Origin of the sequence: Flavobacterium limicola (genome assembly GCF_003634755.1) — a bacterium.
Taxonomy (GTDB): domain Bacteria; phylum Bacteroidota; class Bacteroidia; order Flavobacteriales; family Flavobacteriaceae; genus Flavobacterium; species Flavobacterium limicola.
The window spans coordinates 177,940-196,096 of record NZ_RBXA01000002.1; the positions used below are offsets into that span (position 1 = coordinate 177,940).

Genomic DNA, 18,157 nt, shown 5'->3' on the forward strand with positions numbered 1-18,157 from the left:
CGCTATCGCGAAGATACGGATAAAAACGAATTTTTATTATTTCTTATTTTCTGTTGTTTTCAAAAATTTTCCTTCTGAATTCAGGTTTCTTTCCAAAGTTTAAAAGTAGACCTACTTCACAATCGCTGCTTCTTAAATAATTTAAAATTTGGTTTTCAAAATCTTTTACAATATAATCAACTGCTTTTAGTTCCAATATCACTAGATTTTCTACTATTAAATCTGCATAATATTCTCCAACTTCAGTTCCTTTATAGTAAACTTTAATTTTATTCTGAGCTTCAACTTGGTATCCTTTATTTTTCAATTCTATATACATTGAATTTTGATATACTTTTTCTAAAAAGCCATAGCCCAATTCATTATACACTTCATAAAAAGTTTTTAAAATTCCATCCGTTAATTCTTTATGTTTTAAATCCATTTTAAAAATCTGTATTAATCAGCGTCTTCGCAATGCGAATCCGTTTTATCTGTGTCCCTTCTTTATAGAATTTTAGTAAAAGGTATTTCGTTTTTTAAAGCTTTCAAAATAAAATTGTCTTCCAACCCATTGACAATCCAGGTTTCAATATTCGCGGCTTTAGCGATTGCTGTTGCTTCAATTTTAGATTGCATTCCACCGGTTCCATGCGAGGATTTTGAATCACCAATCTCTTTTTCCAATACTTTCAAATCGGTTACCAAAGAAATGGTTTCGGGAACGGCATCATTAATGGATGCTTTGGTGTAAATCCCGTTTGTATTGGTAGCGATGATCAGAATGTCAACATTTAATAAAACGGCCGTTAAAGCGGCTAATTTATCGTTATCACCAAACCGAATCTCATCCGTAGCCACGGTATCATTTTCATTGATAATCGGTATGTAATTATTTTTGACCAACACATTGATGGTGTTCACGATATTTACTTTGGACTGTTCTTTTTCGAAATCAGAATAAGAAAGCAAACACTGCGAAATCAGTAATCCTAAATCGCTGAAGTTTTCATGATAAATCCGCATCAAATGAGGCTGACCAATAGAAGCTAATGCTTGTTTCACAAAAACATCTTTGTCTTGATTTTCCAGTTTTACAAATTGTTTAGCTGCAGCAATCGCACCGGAACTTACAATTATAAACTCGTAATCATCTTGTAAAGCGGCTATTTGCATCCCAATATCCTCAATCTTTCCTCTCGAAATGTGATTTGTTTCTTTGGTTAACGTGTTACTTCCTAACTTTAATAAAATTCTTTTCTTACCTGATTTGTCCATTTCCGTAAATATACCACTTATTAGTAACTAAATGTTGCAAACCAATTGGTCCACGTTGGTGTAATTTGTCCGTGCTTATCGCCAATTCTCCTCCTAAACCAAATTGTCCTCCATCAGTGAATCGGGTAGAGGCATTTTGATAAACGGCTGCCGTATCAACATTTCCCATGAATTCCTGAGCAATTGCATCATTCTTTGTGATTATCGAAGCCGAATGTCCGCCACAATATTTATTTATTTTGTCAATTGCTTCTTGATTCGAATTGGTTGTTCCAATAACAATTTTATAATCTAAAAACTCTTCGTACCAAATTAAATCCGATTCAATCTGAGGAATATTTGTTGCTTTTGAAATACTTTCGTCTCCCAAAACCGTAACGTTTCTTTGTTGTAATTCCTCAACTATTTTGATAGCAAAAGTTTCCCAATTTTCAAGATTAGTATCAATTAAAACTTTATCTAAAGCATTACAAACTGATATGTTTGAGGTTTTTCCGTTAATAATAACATCAAGTGCTTGGTCTAAATCGGCTTCCTTATTTACATACACAAAATTATTTCCTCGACCACTTATAATCACTGGGCAAGTGGCGTGTTTTTTTACAAAAGCAATCAATTTTTCACCACCACGAGGAACGATTAAATCTACTTTTTGTGTTGGCTTCTCTAAAAATGCCTGTGTTTCTTCCCGATTGTAATTCAAGTATTCTACCCATTCTGTTGCAACATTATTTGCTGTTAAAGCCTGATGCCACAATTCCACAATTTTTAAATTGGATAGTAAGGATTCTTTTCCGCCTTTCAATAGAATTTTATTTCCGGATTTAAAAGCGATTCCACCAGCTTCAACGGTAACATCAGGTCTGGATTCATAAATAATCATTATGGTTCCAAAAGCTGCTGTTTTATTGATGATTTTCATTCCGTTTTCATGGTCGAAATTAAATCGCTCCACACCAATAGGATCTTCTTGACTTGCTAATTGTTGCATGGATAAAATCATCCCGTCAATTTTGGCATCATCAACCAATAAACGTTTTTCCATGGCCAAATCATCTCCAGAATAATTATTGATATCCTGTTGATTTATAGTCTTAAGATTGGCTCTTTCTTCTTCAAGAAGTTCGGCCATGCGACTTAAAACTGCATTTCGCTTTTCTATTGGTAATAAGTAGTTCATTAGTTTTTGGTTTACTATTTTAGAAGGAAAATCTAAACATATAAGTCATGTAAATTTTTAGTTCTAGGTTAATATTTATTTGCTTAAAATAAAAAAATCAGAGAATTTATAAATGATATTATTCATTTTTTAAAACTTAAATGACTTACATGTTTAAAAAAAATCATTTCAATTCTGCCAATGCTTCTTTTAAAGCTATGATAAAGGTATCGATTGCTTCTTTCTTGATTGTCAATGGTGGAAGAATTCTTAATAAGTTTTTATTATTTGCATTTCCTGTAAAAATATGCTTGTCGATAATCATTTTTTTACGAAGTGTACTTACGTCAAAATCAAATTCTACACCTAACATTAATCCTCTTCCTTTTACTTGAATCACTTCAGGAACTTGTTTGATTGCTTCTAAAAAATAAGCGTAAACGTCATTTACGTTATCCATTAATTTTTGGCTTTCAATCACATTCAAAACAGCAATTCCAGCGGCACAAGCCAAATGGTTTCCTCCAAAAGTAGTTCCTAATAATCCATAACTCGCTGTGAATTTTGGAGAAATCATGATTCCCCCAATAGGAAATCCGTTACCCATTCCTTTTGCCAGACAAATAATATCTGCTTTGATGTTATGGTGTTGGTGTGCGAAAAACTTTCCGCTTCTTCCATATCCGGATTGTACTTCGTCCAAAATCAATACAACATCATAAGCGGCACATAGTTTTTCTAATGCCTGAAAAAATTCAGTTGTTCCTTGGTCTAAACCACCAACTCCTTGAATTCCCTCAATTATAACAGAAGAAACATCTCCTTTTTTTAGTTCGTTTTCTACCAACTCGATATTATTTAATGGTAAAAAAGTAACGATTTGTTGAGCATTGATTGGCGCAACAATTTTTTTGTTATCTGTAACCGCAACTGCCGCCGAAGTTCTTCCGTGAAAGGAATTATCAAAAGCAATTACACGCGATTTATTGTTGTGAAAAGAGGCTAATTTCAAGGCGTTTTCATTGGCTTCAGCTCCAGAACTACATAAGAATAGCGTGTAATCTTCCAATCCTGAAAGTTTCCCTAATTTTTCTGCTAATTCTACTTGCAATGGATTCTGAATCGCATTCGAATAAAAACCAATATTATCCAATTGATTTTTTAATTTGGCAACATAATCCGGTTGTGTGTGTCCAATGGAAATTACTCCATGACCACCGTATAAATCTAAATATTCTACTCCTTTTTCATCTGTAATAGTACAATCCAGTGCTTTTACAGGAGTGATGTTGTATAATGGGTAAACGTCAAATAAGTTCATTTTCTTTTTTTGTTTAAATGGTTTAAGGTTTCAAGTTTCAAGTTACGTGTGCAACCTTAAACTTTAAACTTGAACCAAATTTTTAGAATCCGCTTGGTTTCAAATGCAATCCTTTGGTTTCATCCAATCCAAACATTAAATTCATGTTTTGAATAGCTTGTCCAGAAGCGCCTTTTACTAAATTATCAATTACTGAAGTAATCAATAACCGATTTCCTTTTTTCATTAAACTAATAATACATTTATTCGTTTGAACCACTTGTTTCATATTGATTCCGGTGGTGGTAATAGTTACGAAAGGTTGGTCTTTATAAAAAGCTTCATATTTGGCCACTACATCTTCCAAATTTTCTTCAATTGTTGTGTATAATGTTGCAAAAATTCCTCTGGCAAAATCTCCTCTGTTGGGTACAAAAATCAATTCATTATTATAATCCGCTTGTAATTGGTTGACACTTTGGTTTATTTCGCCCAAATGTTGATGCTCAAAAGCTTTGTAATGCGACATATTGTTCGATCTCCAACTAAAATGCGTCGTTTCCGAAGGTGAAACTCCAGCTCCAGTGCTTCCTGTTGTGGCATTAATATGAACGTCAGTAGTCAATATTTTGGCTTTCGCCAAAGGCAGTAATGCGAGTTGAATCGCTGTTGCAAAACAACCTGGATTAGCGATAAATTGAGCGTTTTTGATTGCCGCTTTATTCAATTCGGGTAAACCGTAAACGAAAGTTTTATTATCGAACTCTTTGTCTTTGGTCAATCTGAAATCATTTCCTAAATCGATGATTTTGGTATGACTCGCAAATTGATTTTGCTCTAAAAACGATTTTGATTTTCCATGACCCAAACACAAGAAAACAACATTCACATTTGAATTTACAGTATCGGTAAAATTCATTTCGATATCGCCCATCAAATCATGATGCGCAACATGAAGCGGTTTTCCAGCATTTGTTGTGCTGTAAACAAAATCAAGTGAAGCATTGGGATGGAACATCAATATTCTGATGAGTTCTCCCGCAGTGTAACCTGAACCACCAATTATTCCAATATTAATCATGTGTCAGTTTGTTTACAGATGAAAATATATTTTGTGCATTTCCAAGAATTTTGATAAATCCTTTGGCATCATCTGATGTCCAAGCGTTGTTCATTTCTCCGTATTGTCCAAAACCGGTATTCATCAAATCATTCTCTGATTCAATTCCGTCCAATGTAAAGTGATATGGTTTTAGCGAAACAATAACAGTCCCGTTCACAGTCGTTTGGGTGTCTTCTAGGAAAGCCTCGATGTTTCTCATTACAGGATCCAAGAATTGTCCTTCATGAAACAACATTCCGTACCAGTTTCCTAGTTGTTCTTTCCAGTATTGTTGCCATTTACCAAGCGTATGTTTCTCTAATAAATGGTGTGCTTTAATAATGATTAAAGGCGCAGCAGCTTCAAAACCAACTCTTCCTTTAATTCCGATTATCGTATCACCAACATGGATATCTCTACCAATTGCATACGCACTGGCTAATTTTTCAAGAGCAACAATGTTTTTTGTCGGTGTATCGAATGTCCCGTTGATTCCTACTAATTGACCTTTTTCAAATTGCAGTGTAACTTTCTCTTCACCATCTTTTTGCAATTGAGAAGGGTAGGCTTCACTTGGCAAAGCTTGATTTGAGGTCAATGTTTCTTTTCCTCCAACACTGGTCCCCCACAATCCTCTATTAATGGAATATTGTGCTTTTTCCCAAGAATAATGAACTCCGTTTTTAGATAAATAATCAACTTCTTCCTGTCTTGATAATTTCAAATCTCTGATAGGAGTGATAATTTCAATTTCGGGAGCAATGGTTTGGAAAATTAAATCAAAACGAATTTGGTCATTTCCTGCACCAGTACTTCCGTGAGCGATTGCTTCAGCGCCAACAGATTTTGCATATTTAATCGCTTCAATAGCTTGAAAAACTCGTTCTGCACTTACGGATAATGGGTAGGTATTGTTTTTTAATACATTTCCGTAAATCAAATATTTTATGGCTTTATCATAATATTTATCAACGATTGTAAGATTTGCATGTTGCGCACTTCCTAATTCGTAAGCTCTTTCTTCAATAGCGGCTAGTTCAGCTTCATCAAATCCTCCAGTATTTATAAGAACAGTATGGACTTCATATCCTTTTTCGTTTTTTAAATATTTTAGGCAATATGAGGTATCTAATCCTCCGCTGTATGCTAATACTACTTTTTTCATGATCATTGTTTTTTTTCTCGTCCTAACTCTATTTTCGATAAAGAAAGAATAAAAAGGATATTATTTTTTTAAGAACAGGGCTTGTTTAATTGATTTTAATCTATTGAGAACTCTTATGTTAAATGGATGTTCTGGCGGATCTTTCGGTTTTTCTTTTGGGTCATATAACATTCCGGTACACAAACACATCTTGTTTTCTTTGCTTTGCAAAATTTCAAAATTGGTACAGGTTTTACAGCCTGCCCAAAAGGTAGGATCTGTAGTCAATTCCGAAAAAGGAACTGGTTTATAACCTAAATCAGAGTTAATTTTCATTACTGCCAATCCAGTTGTGATTCCGAATATTTTAGCATCAGGGTATTTTTCCAAAGAATAGTCAAATACTTTAGACTTGATTTGTTTTGCCAAACCTAAATTTCTGTAATCAGGATGAACAATCAATCCTGAGTGCGCCACATATTTACCGTGTTCCCAACTTTCGATATAACAAAAACCAGCAAATTTTCCGTTGTCTAATGCGATAACGGCATCTTTGCTTTCCATTTTTTTCTGAATGTATTCAGGAGTTCTTTTGGCAATACCAGTTCCTCTCAACAAGGCTGATAATTCAATAGTATCGCATATTTCCTGCGAATACTTATAATGTTCTTCCTGAGTTGTTATAATAGAAATATTCATTTCAAAAGCTGAGTTTTTGAGTTATAAAATGATTTGTAATTTTGTAATTGAAATAACTCTATGCCAAAATCGGCTATAATATCAAACCAGTTAATTGTTGTGCAATAAATTGAACTACAATGTGATAGTGATGAATATATAGTTGTTTTTGGATATGAAAATCCAATAGGAAATAAGGTTGATTTCAAAACGGAAAAATGAAAAATGAATAATAAAACGAAACAGCTTTTGGGTACTATAGAGATAGCATCCGTACTTCGGGAGAAGTAGTAGGTCTGTTTGTCCGTGACAAAGAAGTTATATGTACACTTGTTTTATTCATTGGTGCAAAAGTACACTTATTTTTATAACACAATGCAACTTTTGTATTTTCTAACAAAATTTTAATGTATTGTGTGTTTTATTACAAATAAAAAACTCCTTGATAGTTTGATTATCAAGGAGTTTTGTATAATGTAGTTAGGTTTAAGGTATTAGTTTCTAAATTTATTTCGACTAATGATATCTTTAATTTTAGCTTTTAAGTCTTCTCCAGTATCATAAACCATTTGTTCACTGTTAGGAAAAGCTACTGGTTTTCTGTCAAAATAAGAGTAATAATTATCGTCAGAAGCACGTCGATCTCCTTTGTAAGTGGCATAAATATTTTCGAAAATGAATTCGCTGCTTATTGGGAAAGATTGTAATAATTGATTGCTTCTAAAATTAATATAGTCAATTTTAGCTGTAATTTGGCAAGACTTAAATTGTCTGAATTCGTAAATTCGGGCCGTTACAGTTTTAAGATTATCGACCATAACTACCTTTCCTTTTTCGTCCAGCACTTCTTTTCCGTTTGCATCAATTAGTTTTTTGACACCGTCTTTAATGATACGTTCTTTTACAAATTCTCTTTCTTTTATTTGCTCTGGCGAAATATAAATTTGTCTAAAATTGATTACCATTCCATAATCATAGCTGATTCCTTTTTGTTTGTTGCTGTGGTACACAGTCCATTTGTCATTGAGTCCATACGTGCTAAAATCCAATAAATCATTTTGAAGACGAGCCGGAATGATCATGTTCGTTTCATTTTTGGTGTAAACCGAAACATAGTCAGAACCTTTGAATTTTGCATCATCCATCAATCGCAAAACATCTTTGTAATTTGGATTTATTTGATTTAAATAGTCCATATCATCATATGCTTTTCTGAAATTCATTTTATCAGAAGTAGCCATTAATTTTTTGGCATTGGTATATAAATAAGCAGACAGAGCATTCTTGCTGTTAATGATTTGATCATTATAATTGTCAAATGGGAAAATTGCATTTCGTCCTTCTTTAATTAGTTTCAAAGGAAGTAAAGGTTTAATTTTTTCCTGACGGGAATTCAATTGTAAATAGGTATTATACAATTTTTCCAATTGTGCGGGATTAGCATCTTTTGCTAATAAATTAATGGCATTCAAATCCCGATCTTTTGCTTTGGCGAAAGCCTCTTCGAGTATGTAAACATAATCCTGTTTGCCTTTTTTATCTTTATTGGTTCGCAAATTGGATACGGCGTTATCAATTGCCTGATCGTAATTGCCTGAGGTTAATGAATTTCTGGTTTGTTTCACACCGCAAGAGGAAATCAATACAAACAGGGATAATAAAAAAGTAATTTTTTTCATAAGCGTTACTATTAAATAAATAATTTTTGTTGAGTCTACTTCATCTGTTTTAAACAGGATAATTGGCTTTAATCTTGGAATTTAAAAAATAATCCCATAAAAAAACCTAACAAAAATAATACAATTGTTAGGTTTTGAGACTTTATGTTTATTCTTTTCATTTTCTAACGAAAGGTGGCAGTAACTTACTGGAAACTTCACCAAAACCAATGCGAACATGACCATTTTGGCAGTGTCCTTTCATGATTACAGTATCGTTATCGTTGATAAATTTACGTTCCGTACCGTCTTTCAATTTTATTGGATTTTTTCCACCCCAAGTTAATTCTAACATCGAACCAAAACTGTCTGGAGTAGGACCTGAAATTGTACCTGATCCCATCATATCACCAGAATTCACACGACAACCGTTAGAGGTATGATGTGTCAATTGTTGACTCATAGTCCAATACATATATTTGAAATTCGAATGAGAAATAACCGTTGCTTCTGAATTTTCAGGCTGAATAGCAACTTCTAAATTAATGTCAAATGAATGCTTTCCTTTTTGCTGTAAATAGGGAAGTGGGGTTGGTTCTTGTTTAGGACCTTTGGTTCTAAAGGGTTCTAAAGCATCCATAGTTACGATCCAAGGTGAAATTGAAGTTGCAAAATTCTTTGCCAAGAATGGTCCTAGTGGTACATATTCCCATTTTTGAATATCACGAGCACTCCAGTCATTCAACAAAACCATTCCGAAAATGTAATCTTCGGCTTCAGTCACATGAATATTTTCACCCATAATATTGACATCCGTAGTGATAAAGGCTGTTTCCAGTTCAAAGTCGACTGAACGAGAAGGCCCAAAAACCGGCGTAGTTTCTCCATTTGGTAACGTTTGTCCCATGGGTCTGTGAACTGGAATTCCTGATGGAACTATGGTAGAACTTCTGCCATGATATCCTACAGGGATGTGAAGCCAGTTTGGTAACAATGCATTTTCAGGGTCACGGAACATTTTTCCTACATTAGTAGCGTGCTCTTTACTGGAGTAAAAGTCTGTATAATCACCTATTAAAACGGGTAGTTGCATTTCTACATCTTCCATTTTGAATATAATAATATCTTTGTCTTTAGTGTTGTCGCGTAATTTTGAATTTTGTTCATCAAAAATTTCGGCAATTCTATTTCTAACCAAGCGCCATGTTTTTTGACCGTCAGAAATAAAATCATTCAAAGTATCCTGCATGAACATGTCATCCGTCAGTTCAATGCCTTCAAAATAATTTAATTGTTGCAAAGCTCCCAAATCGATTGCGAAATCTCCAATTCTAGTACCTACCGTTACTATGTTTTCTTTTGTAAGAAAAACACCGAAAGGAATGTTTTGAATAGGAAAATCGCTATCAGAAGAGACTTCTAACCATGATTTTCTTTTAATATCGTTGGCTGTTATTGGCATATTGATGTTAATTATTTTGTTAAAAAATTACTCATCAAATATATTATAATCTAACTATTAACCAAACGTTTTTTTGTATTTTTGCATCAAATTAACGAAAATCAAAAAAATGCAACGCGACGAACAAATTTTTGACCTTATTCTAGAAGAACAAGAAAGACAAATACACGGATTAGAACTTATCGCTTCGGAAAATTTCGTAAGTGATGAAGTAATGGAAGCTGCGGGTTCTGTTCTAACTAATAAATATGCTGAAGGATATCCTGGCAAAAGATACTACGGCGGTTGCGAAGTAGTTGATGTTATCGAACAAATTGCAATTGACAGGGCCAAAGAATTATTTGGTGCTGCTTATGCAAATGTGCAACCACACTCTGGTTCACAAGCAAATACTGCAGTTTATCATGCATGTATTAAACCTGGAGATAAAATTTTGGGTTTTGATTTGTCTCATGGAGGACACTTAACGCATGGTTCACCAGTTAATTTTTCGGGACGTTTGTATACTCCTTCATTTTATGGTGTAGATAAGGAAACAGGAAGATTAAATTATGATAAAATTCAAGAAATAGCTACTAGAGAACAACCAAAATTAATCATCGCTGGAGCTTCGGCTTATTCCCGTGACATGGATTTTGAGCGTTTTAGAGTAATTGCTGATAGTGTTGGCGCTATTTTATTGGCTGATATTTCACATCCTGCAGGTCTTATTGCAAAAGGGTTGATGAATGATCCATTGCCTCATTGCCATATTGTAACTACTACAACTCACAAAACATTACGTGGTCCTCGTGGAGGATTAATCTTGATGGGTAAAGATTTTGAAAATCCATTTGGTTTAACCACGCCAAAAGGAGAAATCAGAATGATGTCTTCTTTATTAGACTTGGCTGTTTTCCCAGGAAATCAAGGTGGTCCATTAATGCATATTATTGCGGCAAAAGCAGTTGCTTTTGGTGAAGCTTTGAAAGATGAATTTTTCACGTATGCTTTACAAGTACAAAAAAATGCTAACGCTATGGCGGATGCTTTTGTAAAAAGAGGCTATGAAATCATTTCTGGCGGAACGGATAATCACATGATGTTGATTGATTTAAGAAATAAGAATATTTCTGGAAAAGATGCTGAAAATGCATTGGTAAAAGCAGAAATTACAGTAAATAAAAACATGGTTCCTTTTGATGATAAATCACCATTTGTCACTTCAGGAATCCGTGTAGGAACTCCTGCAATTACCACTCGTGGTCTTGTGGAGGAAGATATGGAAACTATTGTTGCATTAATTGACAGAGTATTAATGAACCATACTGATGAAGATATTATCGAAGAGGTTGCTAATGAAGTAAACGAAATGATGAGCGAAAGAGCTATTTTCGTATATTAATTTTTTTGTTTTAAGGTTTAAGGTTTAAAGTTTAAAGTTTTGGAATCAACAGTTATTAAATACTATTAGGTATTTGAATGTTACATTGGTTTCTCAATTTTAATTTTAAACCTTTTTCTTTAAACCTTAAACTTTTTTCAAACTTTAAACAAAATTTATCAATGTCTGTACTAAGATTAAAATTACCAACCGATCCCAGATGGGTGAATATTGTAGAAAAAAATATCGAGGAAATCTTGACGGATCATGCTTGGTGCGAACAAAAAGCAGCTACAAATGCGATTACCATTATTACAAATAATTCAGAGTACCAGGATTTAGTGAAGGATTTATTGGCTTTGGCCAAAGAAGAAATCGATCATTTTGAGCAAGTTCATAATATAATCATCAAGCGCGGATTGAAATTAGGTCGAGAACGCAAAGATGACTATGTAAACGAATTGTATTTGTACATGAAAAAAAGCAGCGACGGAAGCAGAGTATCCAGTTTAGTGGAACGGTTATTGTTTTCTGCAATGATAGAAGCTAGAAGTTGTGAACGTTTCAAAGTGCTTTCGGAGAATATCAACGATGAGGAATTATCGGTTTTTTATAGAGATCTGATGGAAAGTGAAGCGGGACATTATACCACTTTTATAACCTATGCGAGGAAATATGGTGTAGGAATTGATGTAGAAAAACGTTGGAGAGAATGGTTAGAATTTGAAGAATCGGTTATTGCTAATTATGGTAAAAATGAAACGATCCACGGGTAAAATACAATCCATAACTTAAATCCCATATAATACTTCATCTAAAAAAAATATTTAAATTCTCTTTGATTTAAAGTTTTTTTTTATTTAAAATATTGAAATTCAAATTTTTATTTACTTTGAAATATGTTTTAGAGTCAAATTTTGCAGTGCGTAAAGTAGCTTCAAAATGGATATTGTCGTATATTTATAGAAAGAATTTTCAATAACTATAAAGTTAAATAAGAAGTGAAATGAGTTTGAAATTACGATCCCTATTTTGTTTATTGGTCCTTAGTTTGCTTTCTTGTTCTAAAAAAGAAGCAGAAGGAATTAAACCAACAGTAGGAGAAGTTACTGAAACGGTATATGCTTCCGGAGTTATAAAAGCGGATGGGCAGTACACGGTTTTTGCCACCGTAAATGGTACACTGCAAAAAGTAAATGTTATCGCTGGTCAATCAATCCGTAAAGGCCAATCATTATTTGAATTGGAAAGTGATAAAGCGGAACTGAATACGGAGAATGCTCGATTAGCGTATCAATTAAGTCTGGAAAGTAGTCGTTATATTCAGGATAAAATTGCTGAAATGGAAATGAAAGTCCAATCAAGCAGAGACAAATTGACTTTGGACGAATCCATTTACAACCGAAATAAAAACATCAGGAATCAAGGTGGAATTTCGGAAGTTGATTTTGAAAGAGTCGAATTAGCGTTTAAAAGTTCCAAAATTAATTACGAATCGGCTAAAAAACAATTGGCACAACTCAAAGCCCAATTGAAGAATGATCAAAGCAGAAATTCTGTAAATCTAAAAATCAATCAGAAATCCCAGAGTGATTTTAGTGTCAAAAGCGCCTTCTCAGGAAAATTATTTGATGTCCTGGTAAAAGAAGGAACGTTAATTACGCCTCAAACTCCTTTGGCAATAATTGGTCAGGAAAATTCATTTTTATTGGAACTGGAAGTGGACGAAAATGATATGGTTCGCGTGCGAACGGGACAACGAGTTTTGGTTACCATGGATAGTTACAAAGGACAGGTTTTTGATGCCGTTATTGATAAAATTTACCCGATAATGAACGAACGTTCCCGAACATTTAAAATCGAAGCGCATTTTATAAAACCACCCGAAAAACTCTACCCAAATCTTACTGCCGAAGCCAATATTATCATTCAGATTAAGAAGAACGTGATCACGATTCCAAAAACATATTTAATGGAAGGCAAATATGTCTTAGTAAATAATGACGAAAAGCGGGAAGTGAAAACCGGTTTAAGCGATTATCAAAAAGTAGAAATACTGTCAGGTTTAGCGGCCGAAGAAACGATTTATAAACCCAAATAATGAACTTTAAACTCATATTAAACATTGCTTTGCATTTGCTTCGAGCACGATTGAAGCAAACGATTGTCGCTGCCATTGGAGTAACGTTTAGTATTGCTATGTTCATTGCTTTGGTTAGTTTTATGAATGGTTTGAATGATTTGTTGGATGGCTTAATGCTCAATAGAACGCCTCATGTGTTGCTTTACAATGAAATTAAACCTTCAGAAAACCAACCGGTTTCTATATCAGACGAATTCCAGAAAAAGACCAATTTTGTTCGCTCCATTAAACCGAAAGACCGAGGAAAATCCATTTACAACAGTAAAACAATTTTGGCAGTTTTAAAACAAGATCCGCGTGTTATTGATGTTGCGCCAAAAGTGACCTCGCCCGTTTTTTTTAATTCGGGGACGATTGAAATCTCAGGAATAATTAATGGAATTGATGTTTTGTCCGAAGATAAATTATTTAAAATCAGCGATTATATCATTGAGGGGAAAGTAGCTGATTTGCTTCAGAATAACAGTATTATTATCGGGAAAGGTTTGTCAGACAAAATGTTGCTTACCAAAGGAGATATCATCAAGATTACTACTTCTAAAGGAAATTTGGCTTCGCTTAAAATTGTGGGTATTTCCGAAATTGGAATTGCTGAAATCGATAATGTGATGAGTTATACCTCTTTGGCGACAGCCCAAAAAAATCTGGGTGAACCCACAAATTACATCACGGACATTCAGCTTAACTTGTATGATATGACTGCTGCTCCTGCTGTTGCAAAAGAGTTTCAGAATACCTTTAATCTGGATACGATAGATTATCAAACTGCAAATTCTCAGTTTGAAACCGGAAGTACGGTTCGAAGTATCATTTCCTATTCCGTTGGAGTGGTGTTGCTGATTGTTGCCGGTTTTGGAATTTATAATATTCTGAATATGATGATTTATGAAAAAATGGACAGCATTGCGATTTTGAAAGCCACGGGATTTTCCGGGAATGATGTGAAATGGATTTTTGTTTCGCTTTCTGTAATTATTGGACTTGCCGGAGGATTGTTTGGTTTGCTGTTTGGCTATGTTTTCTCATCAATTATTGATGTTATTCCGTTTGAAACCGCTTCGTTACCTACGGTGAAAACCTATCCTATAAATTACAATCCATTATTTTATATTATCGGGATTACTTTTGCATTGTTTACAACGACCATTGCCGGACTTTTCCCTGCTTTAAAAGCCAGTAAAGTAGATCCGGTAGAAATCATCAGAGGAAAATAAAGATGGAAAATAATGCTGTTTTAGAGACAATTGGACTAAGTAAATATTTTTACGACCCTGTAAGATTTCAGGTGTTGAAAGAAATTGAAATGCGTATTAATCACGGTGAGTTTGTTTCTATCGTAGGCAAATCCGGCTGTGGAAAATCGACGTTGTTGTATTTACTTTCTACGATGGACACAGATTACGACGGTCAGATATTTATTCACAACGAACTTGTTACGGGGAAAACAGACAAAGAATTAGCTTTAATCAGAAATGAAAAAATAGGTTTTGTGTTTCAGTTCCATTATTTACTGGCTGAATATAATGTGCTGAAAAATGTAATGCTTCCGGGAATGAAGTTAGCTAAATATTCAGATAAAGAATTAGAGCATCGCGCCATGGAACATTTGAAGACACTGGACATGGAAGATCAGGCGCTGAAAATGCCCAATCAATTGAGTGGAGGACAAAAACAGCGGGTTGCAATTGCACGTGCTTTGATAAACGATCCATTGATTATAATGGGGGATGAGCCTACAGGGAATTTAGATAAGAGAAACAGTGATTTGGTTTTTGATATTTTTAATAAGTTGACTCAAGAGAAAAATCAGACTTTGCTGGTAGTTACCCACGACAACGATTTTGCCCAAAAAACCAATAGAATTATTACTATGGAAGATGGGAAAATAATTTCTTAAAGTATTATTTTACTATGATTTCATGTTTGTATAGCAATCCTTTCAAACCTTCTAAAGCAAAAACGGCTTTTTTTAATTTTGTTGTTTTGGGATCAATTGTATAATTATAGCTGGTTCTAAAATCAGCTTTGTTGGCAATTGCTTTTGCAAATTCAGAACGGTATAAATCGCAGTTTTCAAAAGCGACTTCGGTCAAATCAGTGCTCACAAAATCTACAGCAATAATACTGCAATTGGTAAATGATGTTCCTTTTATTTTTAAGGTGTAAAATTTGGAGAAATCCAAAACACAATCGTTAAAAGAAATTTCAAAAATTAATTTATCGCACATGGCAAAATTCACGTCTTTGATTTCACAGCGATTGAAAGTTACAGTTCTAAAGGCGACATAATTTATTTTGGCATTGCTAAAAATACAATCATTGAAAGTACAGTCAATAAAAGTAACTGCTACAAAGGTACATTGAGAAAAATTACAGTTAGTAAACGTACAGCATTCGAATTCCTTGAAATTGACTTCCTCCTCTAGGTACGTTATGTTTTGGTATTCAATATCTAAAAAATATTCTGCCATTTATGGGGTTTAAATTCAGCTTTTAGTGCTGTTTTTCGGAACAAAGAAACAAAAATCTCAATCGTTATCTAGGATAAATTAGAGTATTATTTTAGATTTAAACTCTTTCATAGTCGCCTTTCCAATGCTGAATCGCTTTTTTAATTTCCTTTCCCGAGAGATTTTCATTCAGCGCTCTTTGCGTAAGTAACGGAAGCTCATCGTCTGGGACAAACCGCAACGCAAATAGTTGGTCGTCATTTAATTGATGTTCAAATTCTTCCAGTCTTTTTCCTGTAATGGAAAAATAGCGATATCGAAGCTCTAAACGTACGATTCGGTTTTGCAAAGTCAACGCATAATGCTGGCGCAGCATGAAAGCCAGACAAAAAAGCACCACAAAAACAGCGCTGATAAATATCCAAATTAAAGAATCTTCAGTTGTGCAACTAAAATAAATGCTGAAAGCCAGCAATGTCATGATTATTGGATAATAAACAAAATGATGCGGTGGATAATAGCGAATGTGATTTTTATAGGATTGTGATTTCATTATATTTTTTTTAAAGATAGTAAAAACCCCCAATTTATGGAATTTTACTTCTTTAGAAGATAAAAATACTTTTGAGATTTACTAAAAGTGTTTCATTTCCAAGGTTTAATTTTACTGCGCAATAGGATCGTTGACGAAATACATTTTCATCATTCCTTTATTTTTGACTTCAATTTCACCTCTATATTCACAATCAAAGTCATTTTTGATAATCTGATAGGTATGTTCCGATATATTAATTCTTCCTGGCTCCGAATTCGATTCCATACGAGAAGCAATATTTACGGTATCGCCCCAAATGTCATACGAAAATTTCTTGATACCAACCACTCCGGCTACTAAAGGGCCTGTGTTAATACCGATTCTGATTTTAAAATGAGTTTGGTTTTGTGTGATTAATTCTTCGGATATATTCACAAACCGGGCAATTTCGAGTGCTGCGAGTGTCATTTTATAAGCATGATCTCCAGTTGGAAATGGTAAACCACCCGCGCACATATAAGCATCACCAACGGTTTTTATCTTTTCAAGATTGTATTTTTCCATAATGGTATCAAATTTCGAAAAATAGTAATCGATGCTTTCTACTAGTTTTTCAGGAGGCAGTTTTTCTGCATAGTGTGTGAATCCCTCAAAGTCAGTAAATAAAACCGTCACCGATTCGAATTTTTTAGCTTGTACTTTTCCATTTTTCTTTAATTCAAGAGCCGTTTCTTCCGGCAAAATATTCAGCAATAAATTATTAGAACGATTTTTTTCTTCTTCAATAATGCTGTTCGTTTTTTTTACAAATTTATAGCGTCGGTAAAAACCAATTGTGATTACCAAAACTAAGAATAAAGAAATTGCTGTTATGTATATGATGTTTTGTTGTCTTTTATCTTTTAATTTCTGGATTTCCGAATCTTTTTCGAGTAAATCGACTTCAGTTTGCTTTTGTGAAACTTCATAATTCGTTCGTATATCTGCCATTTGTTGCATTGATTTTAAGTTCGTTAAACTGTCCCTATATGCAATATGATTCTTGTAATATGCGAATGATGCAGCCATGTTTCCGGTTTTCTGATGCAATTGTGACAGTTTCAGGTTAGCATTGCTGATTTGTTCTTTGAGTCCATATTTTTGAGCTAAATCCAGACTTCGTTTGGCATAGCTGAGAGAAGTTTTCCAATCATTTAAAGCTAAATAAATGTCGGACATGTAGGTCAGGTATTCTGAAATGGCATAATAATCTTTTAGTTCTTCCAGAATTTTTATGGCTTTACTAATATAGGTTTTCGCAAGATTATTGTTGCCGAGTTTTGCATGTATCATTCCAATATTACCCAGACTATAAGCAGTGCCAATTAAATAATCGGCATTATCGAAAATGATACTTGATTCTTTGAAATATTTTAAAGCTAAATTGTATTTTTTGTTTTTCGAATATTCGTCACCAGCGTTTAATAATGCACTGGCTAAAGATATAGAATCATCGGTCTTCCTTAATAAATGGATTGATTTGTTATAATAAATTTCGGCATTATCAGCATTTCCCATAATCGAATACACATCAGCTATAGCCATATAAGCTACACCTTCGCCAATAATAAATTTAGCTTTGATTGCTGCTTCAACACTTTTGAAAAAAGCATTTAAGGCTTTGTCTAAATCGCCTCTGAGTCTATTTTTATTCCCTTTTTGGTAATATCCGCGATGGAGGTACAAATAGTTTTTTTCTAACTGGGACAGCGCAATAAGTTCATCGGCATATTTTAGTGACAATTCGAGATTATTGACTTCATTAAAAGATAAATTTCTCAGTAATTCTAATTTCTCAGAATTCACCAGGCTATTTTTATGATAGATCTTCACAAGACTATCAGCCACTTTTTGATTTTGTGCAAAT

General features: G+C 33.8%; 17 protein-coding genes. 5 read left to right on the forward strand and 12 right to left on the reverse strand.

The window, feature by feature from the left end; genetic code table 11:
• Positions 1-43 precede the first annotated feature (43 nt).
• The 9 genes from BC952_RS08100 to fahA all read right to left on the reverse strand — a co-directional run bounded on the left by BC952_RS08100 (position 44) and on the right by fahA (position 9,760).
• Positions 44-424, reverse strand: coding sequence for a GxxExxY protein (locus BC952_RS08100; protein WP_121365121.1), 381 nt, complete (start codon positions 422-424; stop codon positions 44-46).
• A 62-nt stretch (positions 425-486) separates the two neighbouring features.
• Positions 487-1,257, reverse strand: coding sequence for a glutamate 5-kinase (gene proB, locus BC952_RS08105; RefSeq protein WP_121365122.1), 771 nt, complete (start codon positions 1,255-1,257; stop codon positions 487-489).
• Complete coding sequence (locus BC952_RS08110; RefSeq protein WP_121365123.1) at positions 1,241-2,437, reverse strand: glutamate-5-semialdehyde dehydrogenase; 1,197 nt, start codon at positions 2,435-2,437, stop codon at positions 1,241-1,243. Before BC952_RS08110 ends, proB begins: the two co-directional genes overlap by 17 nt.
• 163 nt (positions 2,438-2,600) lie before the next feature.
• Complete coding sequence (locus BC952_RS08115) at positions 2,601-3,737, reverse strand: aspartate aminotransferase family protein (RefSeq protein WP_121365124.1); 1,137 nt, start codon at positions 3,735-3,737, stop codon at positions 2,601-2,603.
• A gap of 82 nt (positions 3,738-3,819) precedes the next feature.
• Positions 3,820-4,797 carry an N-acetyl-gamma-glutamyl-phosphate reductase gene (gene argC / locus BC952_RS08120; RefSeq protein ID WP_121365125.1) on the reverse strand — a complete coding sequence of 326 codons (978 nt, stop codon included), beginning with the start codon at positions 4,795-4,797 and terminating at the stop codon, positions 3,820-3,822.
• Positions 4,790-5,983, reverse strand: coding sequence for an argininosuccinate synthase (locus tag BC952_RS08125; RefSeq protein ID WP_121365532.1), 1,194 nt, complete (start codon positions 5,981-5,983; stop codon positions 4,790-4,792). Before BC952_RS08125 ends, argC begins: the two co-directional genes overlap by 8 nt.
• A gap of 60 nt (positions 5,984-6,043) precedes the next feature.
• Positions 6,044-6,661: a GNAT family N-acetyltransferase gene (locus BC952_RS08130; RefSeq protein ID WP_121365126.1), complete on the reverse strand. Its 618-nt coding sequence runs from the start codon at positions 6,659-6,661 to the stop codon at positions 6,044-6,046.
• 473 nt (positions 6,662-7,134) lie between these two features.
• The gene (locus BC952_RS08135) at positions 7,135-8,319 is read right to left on the reverse strand and encodes a hypothetical protein (RefSeq protein WP_121365127.1); all 1,185 of its coding nucleotides are present in this window, start codon (positions 8,317-8,319) and stop codon (positions 7,135-7,137) included.
• Between the two features lie 157 nt (positions 8,320-8,476).
• Positions 8,477-9,760 (reverse strand): fumarylacetoacetase, encoded by a 1,284-nt coding sequence (gene fahA / locus BC952_RS08140; RefSeq protein WP_121365128.1) that lies wholly within the window; start codon positions 9,758-9,760, stop codon positions 8,477-8,479.
• 109 nt (positions 9,761-9,869) lie between these two features.
• Between fahA and glyA the strand changes: the two genes are divergently transcribed.
• The 5 genes from glyA to BC952_RS08165 all read left to right on the forward strand — a co-directional run bounded on the left by glyA (position 9,870) and on the right by BC952_RS08165 (position 15,163).
• Positions 9,870-11,144, forward strand: coding sequence for a serine hydroxymethyltransferase (gene glyA, locus BC952_RS08145; RefSeq protein WP_121365129.1), 1,275 nt, complete (start codon positions 9,870-9,872; stop codon positions 11,142-11,144).
• Positions 11,145-11,305: 161 nt separating this feature from the next.
• Positions 11,306-11,899, forward strand: a complete 594-nt coding sequence (locus BC952_RS08150) for a MiaE family protein (protein WP_121365533.1) — start codon at positions 11,306-11,308, stop codon at positions 11,897-11,899.
• 230 nt (positions 11,900-12,129) lie between these two features.
• A complete protein-coding gene (locus BC952_RS08155) occupies positions 12,130-13,224 on the forward strand; it encodes an efflux RND transporter periplasmic adaptor subunit (RefSeq protein ID WP_121365130.1) in 1,095 nt (364 codons plus the stop codon).
• A complete protein-coding gene (locus BC952_RS08160; protein ID WP_121365131.1) occupies positions 13,224-14,480 on the forward strand; it encodes an ABC transporter permease in 1,257 nt (418 codons plus the stop codon). The genes BC952_RS08155 and BC952_RS08160 overlap by 1 nt, the downstream gene beginning before the upstream one ends.
• A gap of 2 nt (positions 14,481-14,482) precedes the next feature.
• A complete protein-coding gene (locus tag BC952_RS08165; protein ID WP_121365132.1) occupies positions 14,483-15,163 on the forward strand; it encodes an ABC transporter ATP-binding protein in 681 nt (226 codons plus the stop codon).
• 4 nt (positions 15,164-15,167) lie between these two features.
• Here the strand turns inward: BC952_RS08165 and BC952_RS08170 are convergent, their stop codons facing one another.
• The 3 genes from BC952_RS08170 to BC952_RS08180 all read right to left on the reverse strand — a co-directional run bounded on the left by BC952_RS08170 (position 15,168) and on the right by BC952_RS08180 (position 18,138).
• Complete coding sequence (locus BC952_RS08170; protein ID WP_121365133.1) at positions 15,168-15,737, reverse strand: pentapeptide repeat-containing protein; 570 nt, start codon at positions 15,735-15,737, stop codon at positions 15,168-15,170.
• Positions 15,738-15,834: 97 nt separating this feature from the next.
• Positions 15,835-16,269 carry a DUF6526 family protein gene (locus BC952_RS08175; protein WP_121365134.1) on the reverse strand — a complete coding sequence of 145 codons (435 nt, stop codon included), beginning with the start codon at positions 16,267-16,269 and terminating at the stop codon, positions 15,835-15,837.
• A gap of 111 nt (positions 16,270-16,380) precedes the next feature.
• Positions 16,381-18,138 carry an adenylate/guanylate cyclase domain-containing protein gene (locus BC952_RS08180; protein ID WP_244200123.1) on the reverse strand — a complete coding sequence of 586 codons (1,758 nt, stop codon included), beginning with the start codon at positions 18,136-18,138 and terminating at the stop codon, positions 16,381-16,383.
• Positions 18,139-18,157 lie beyond the last annotated feature (19 nt).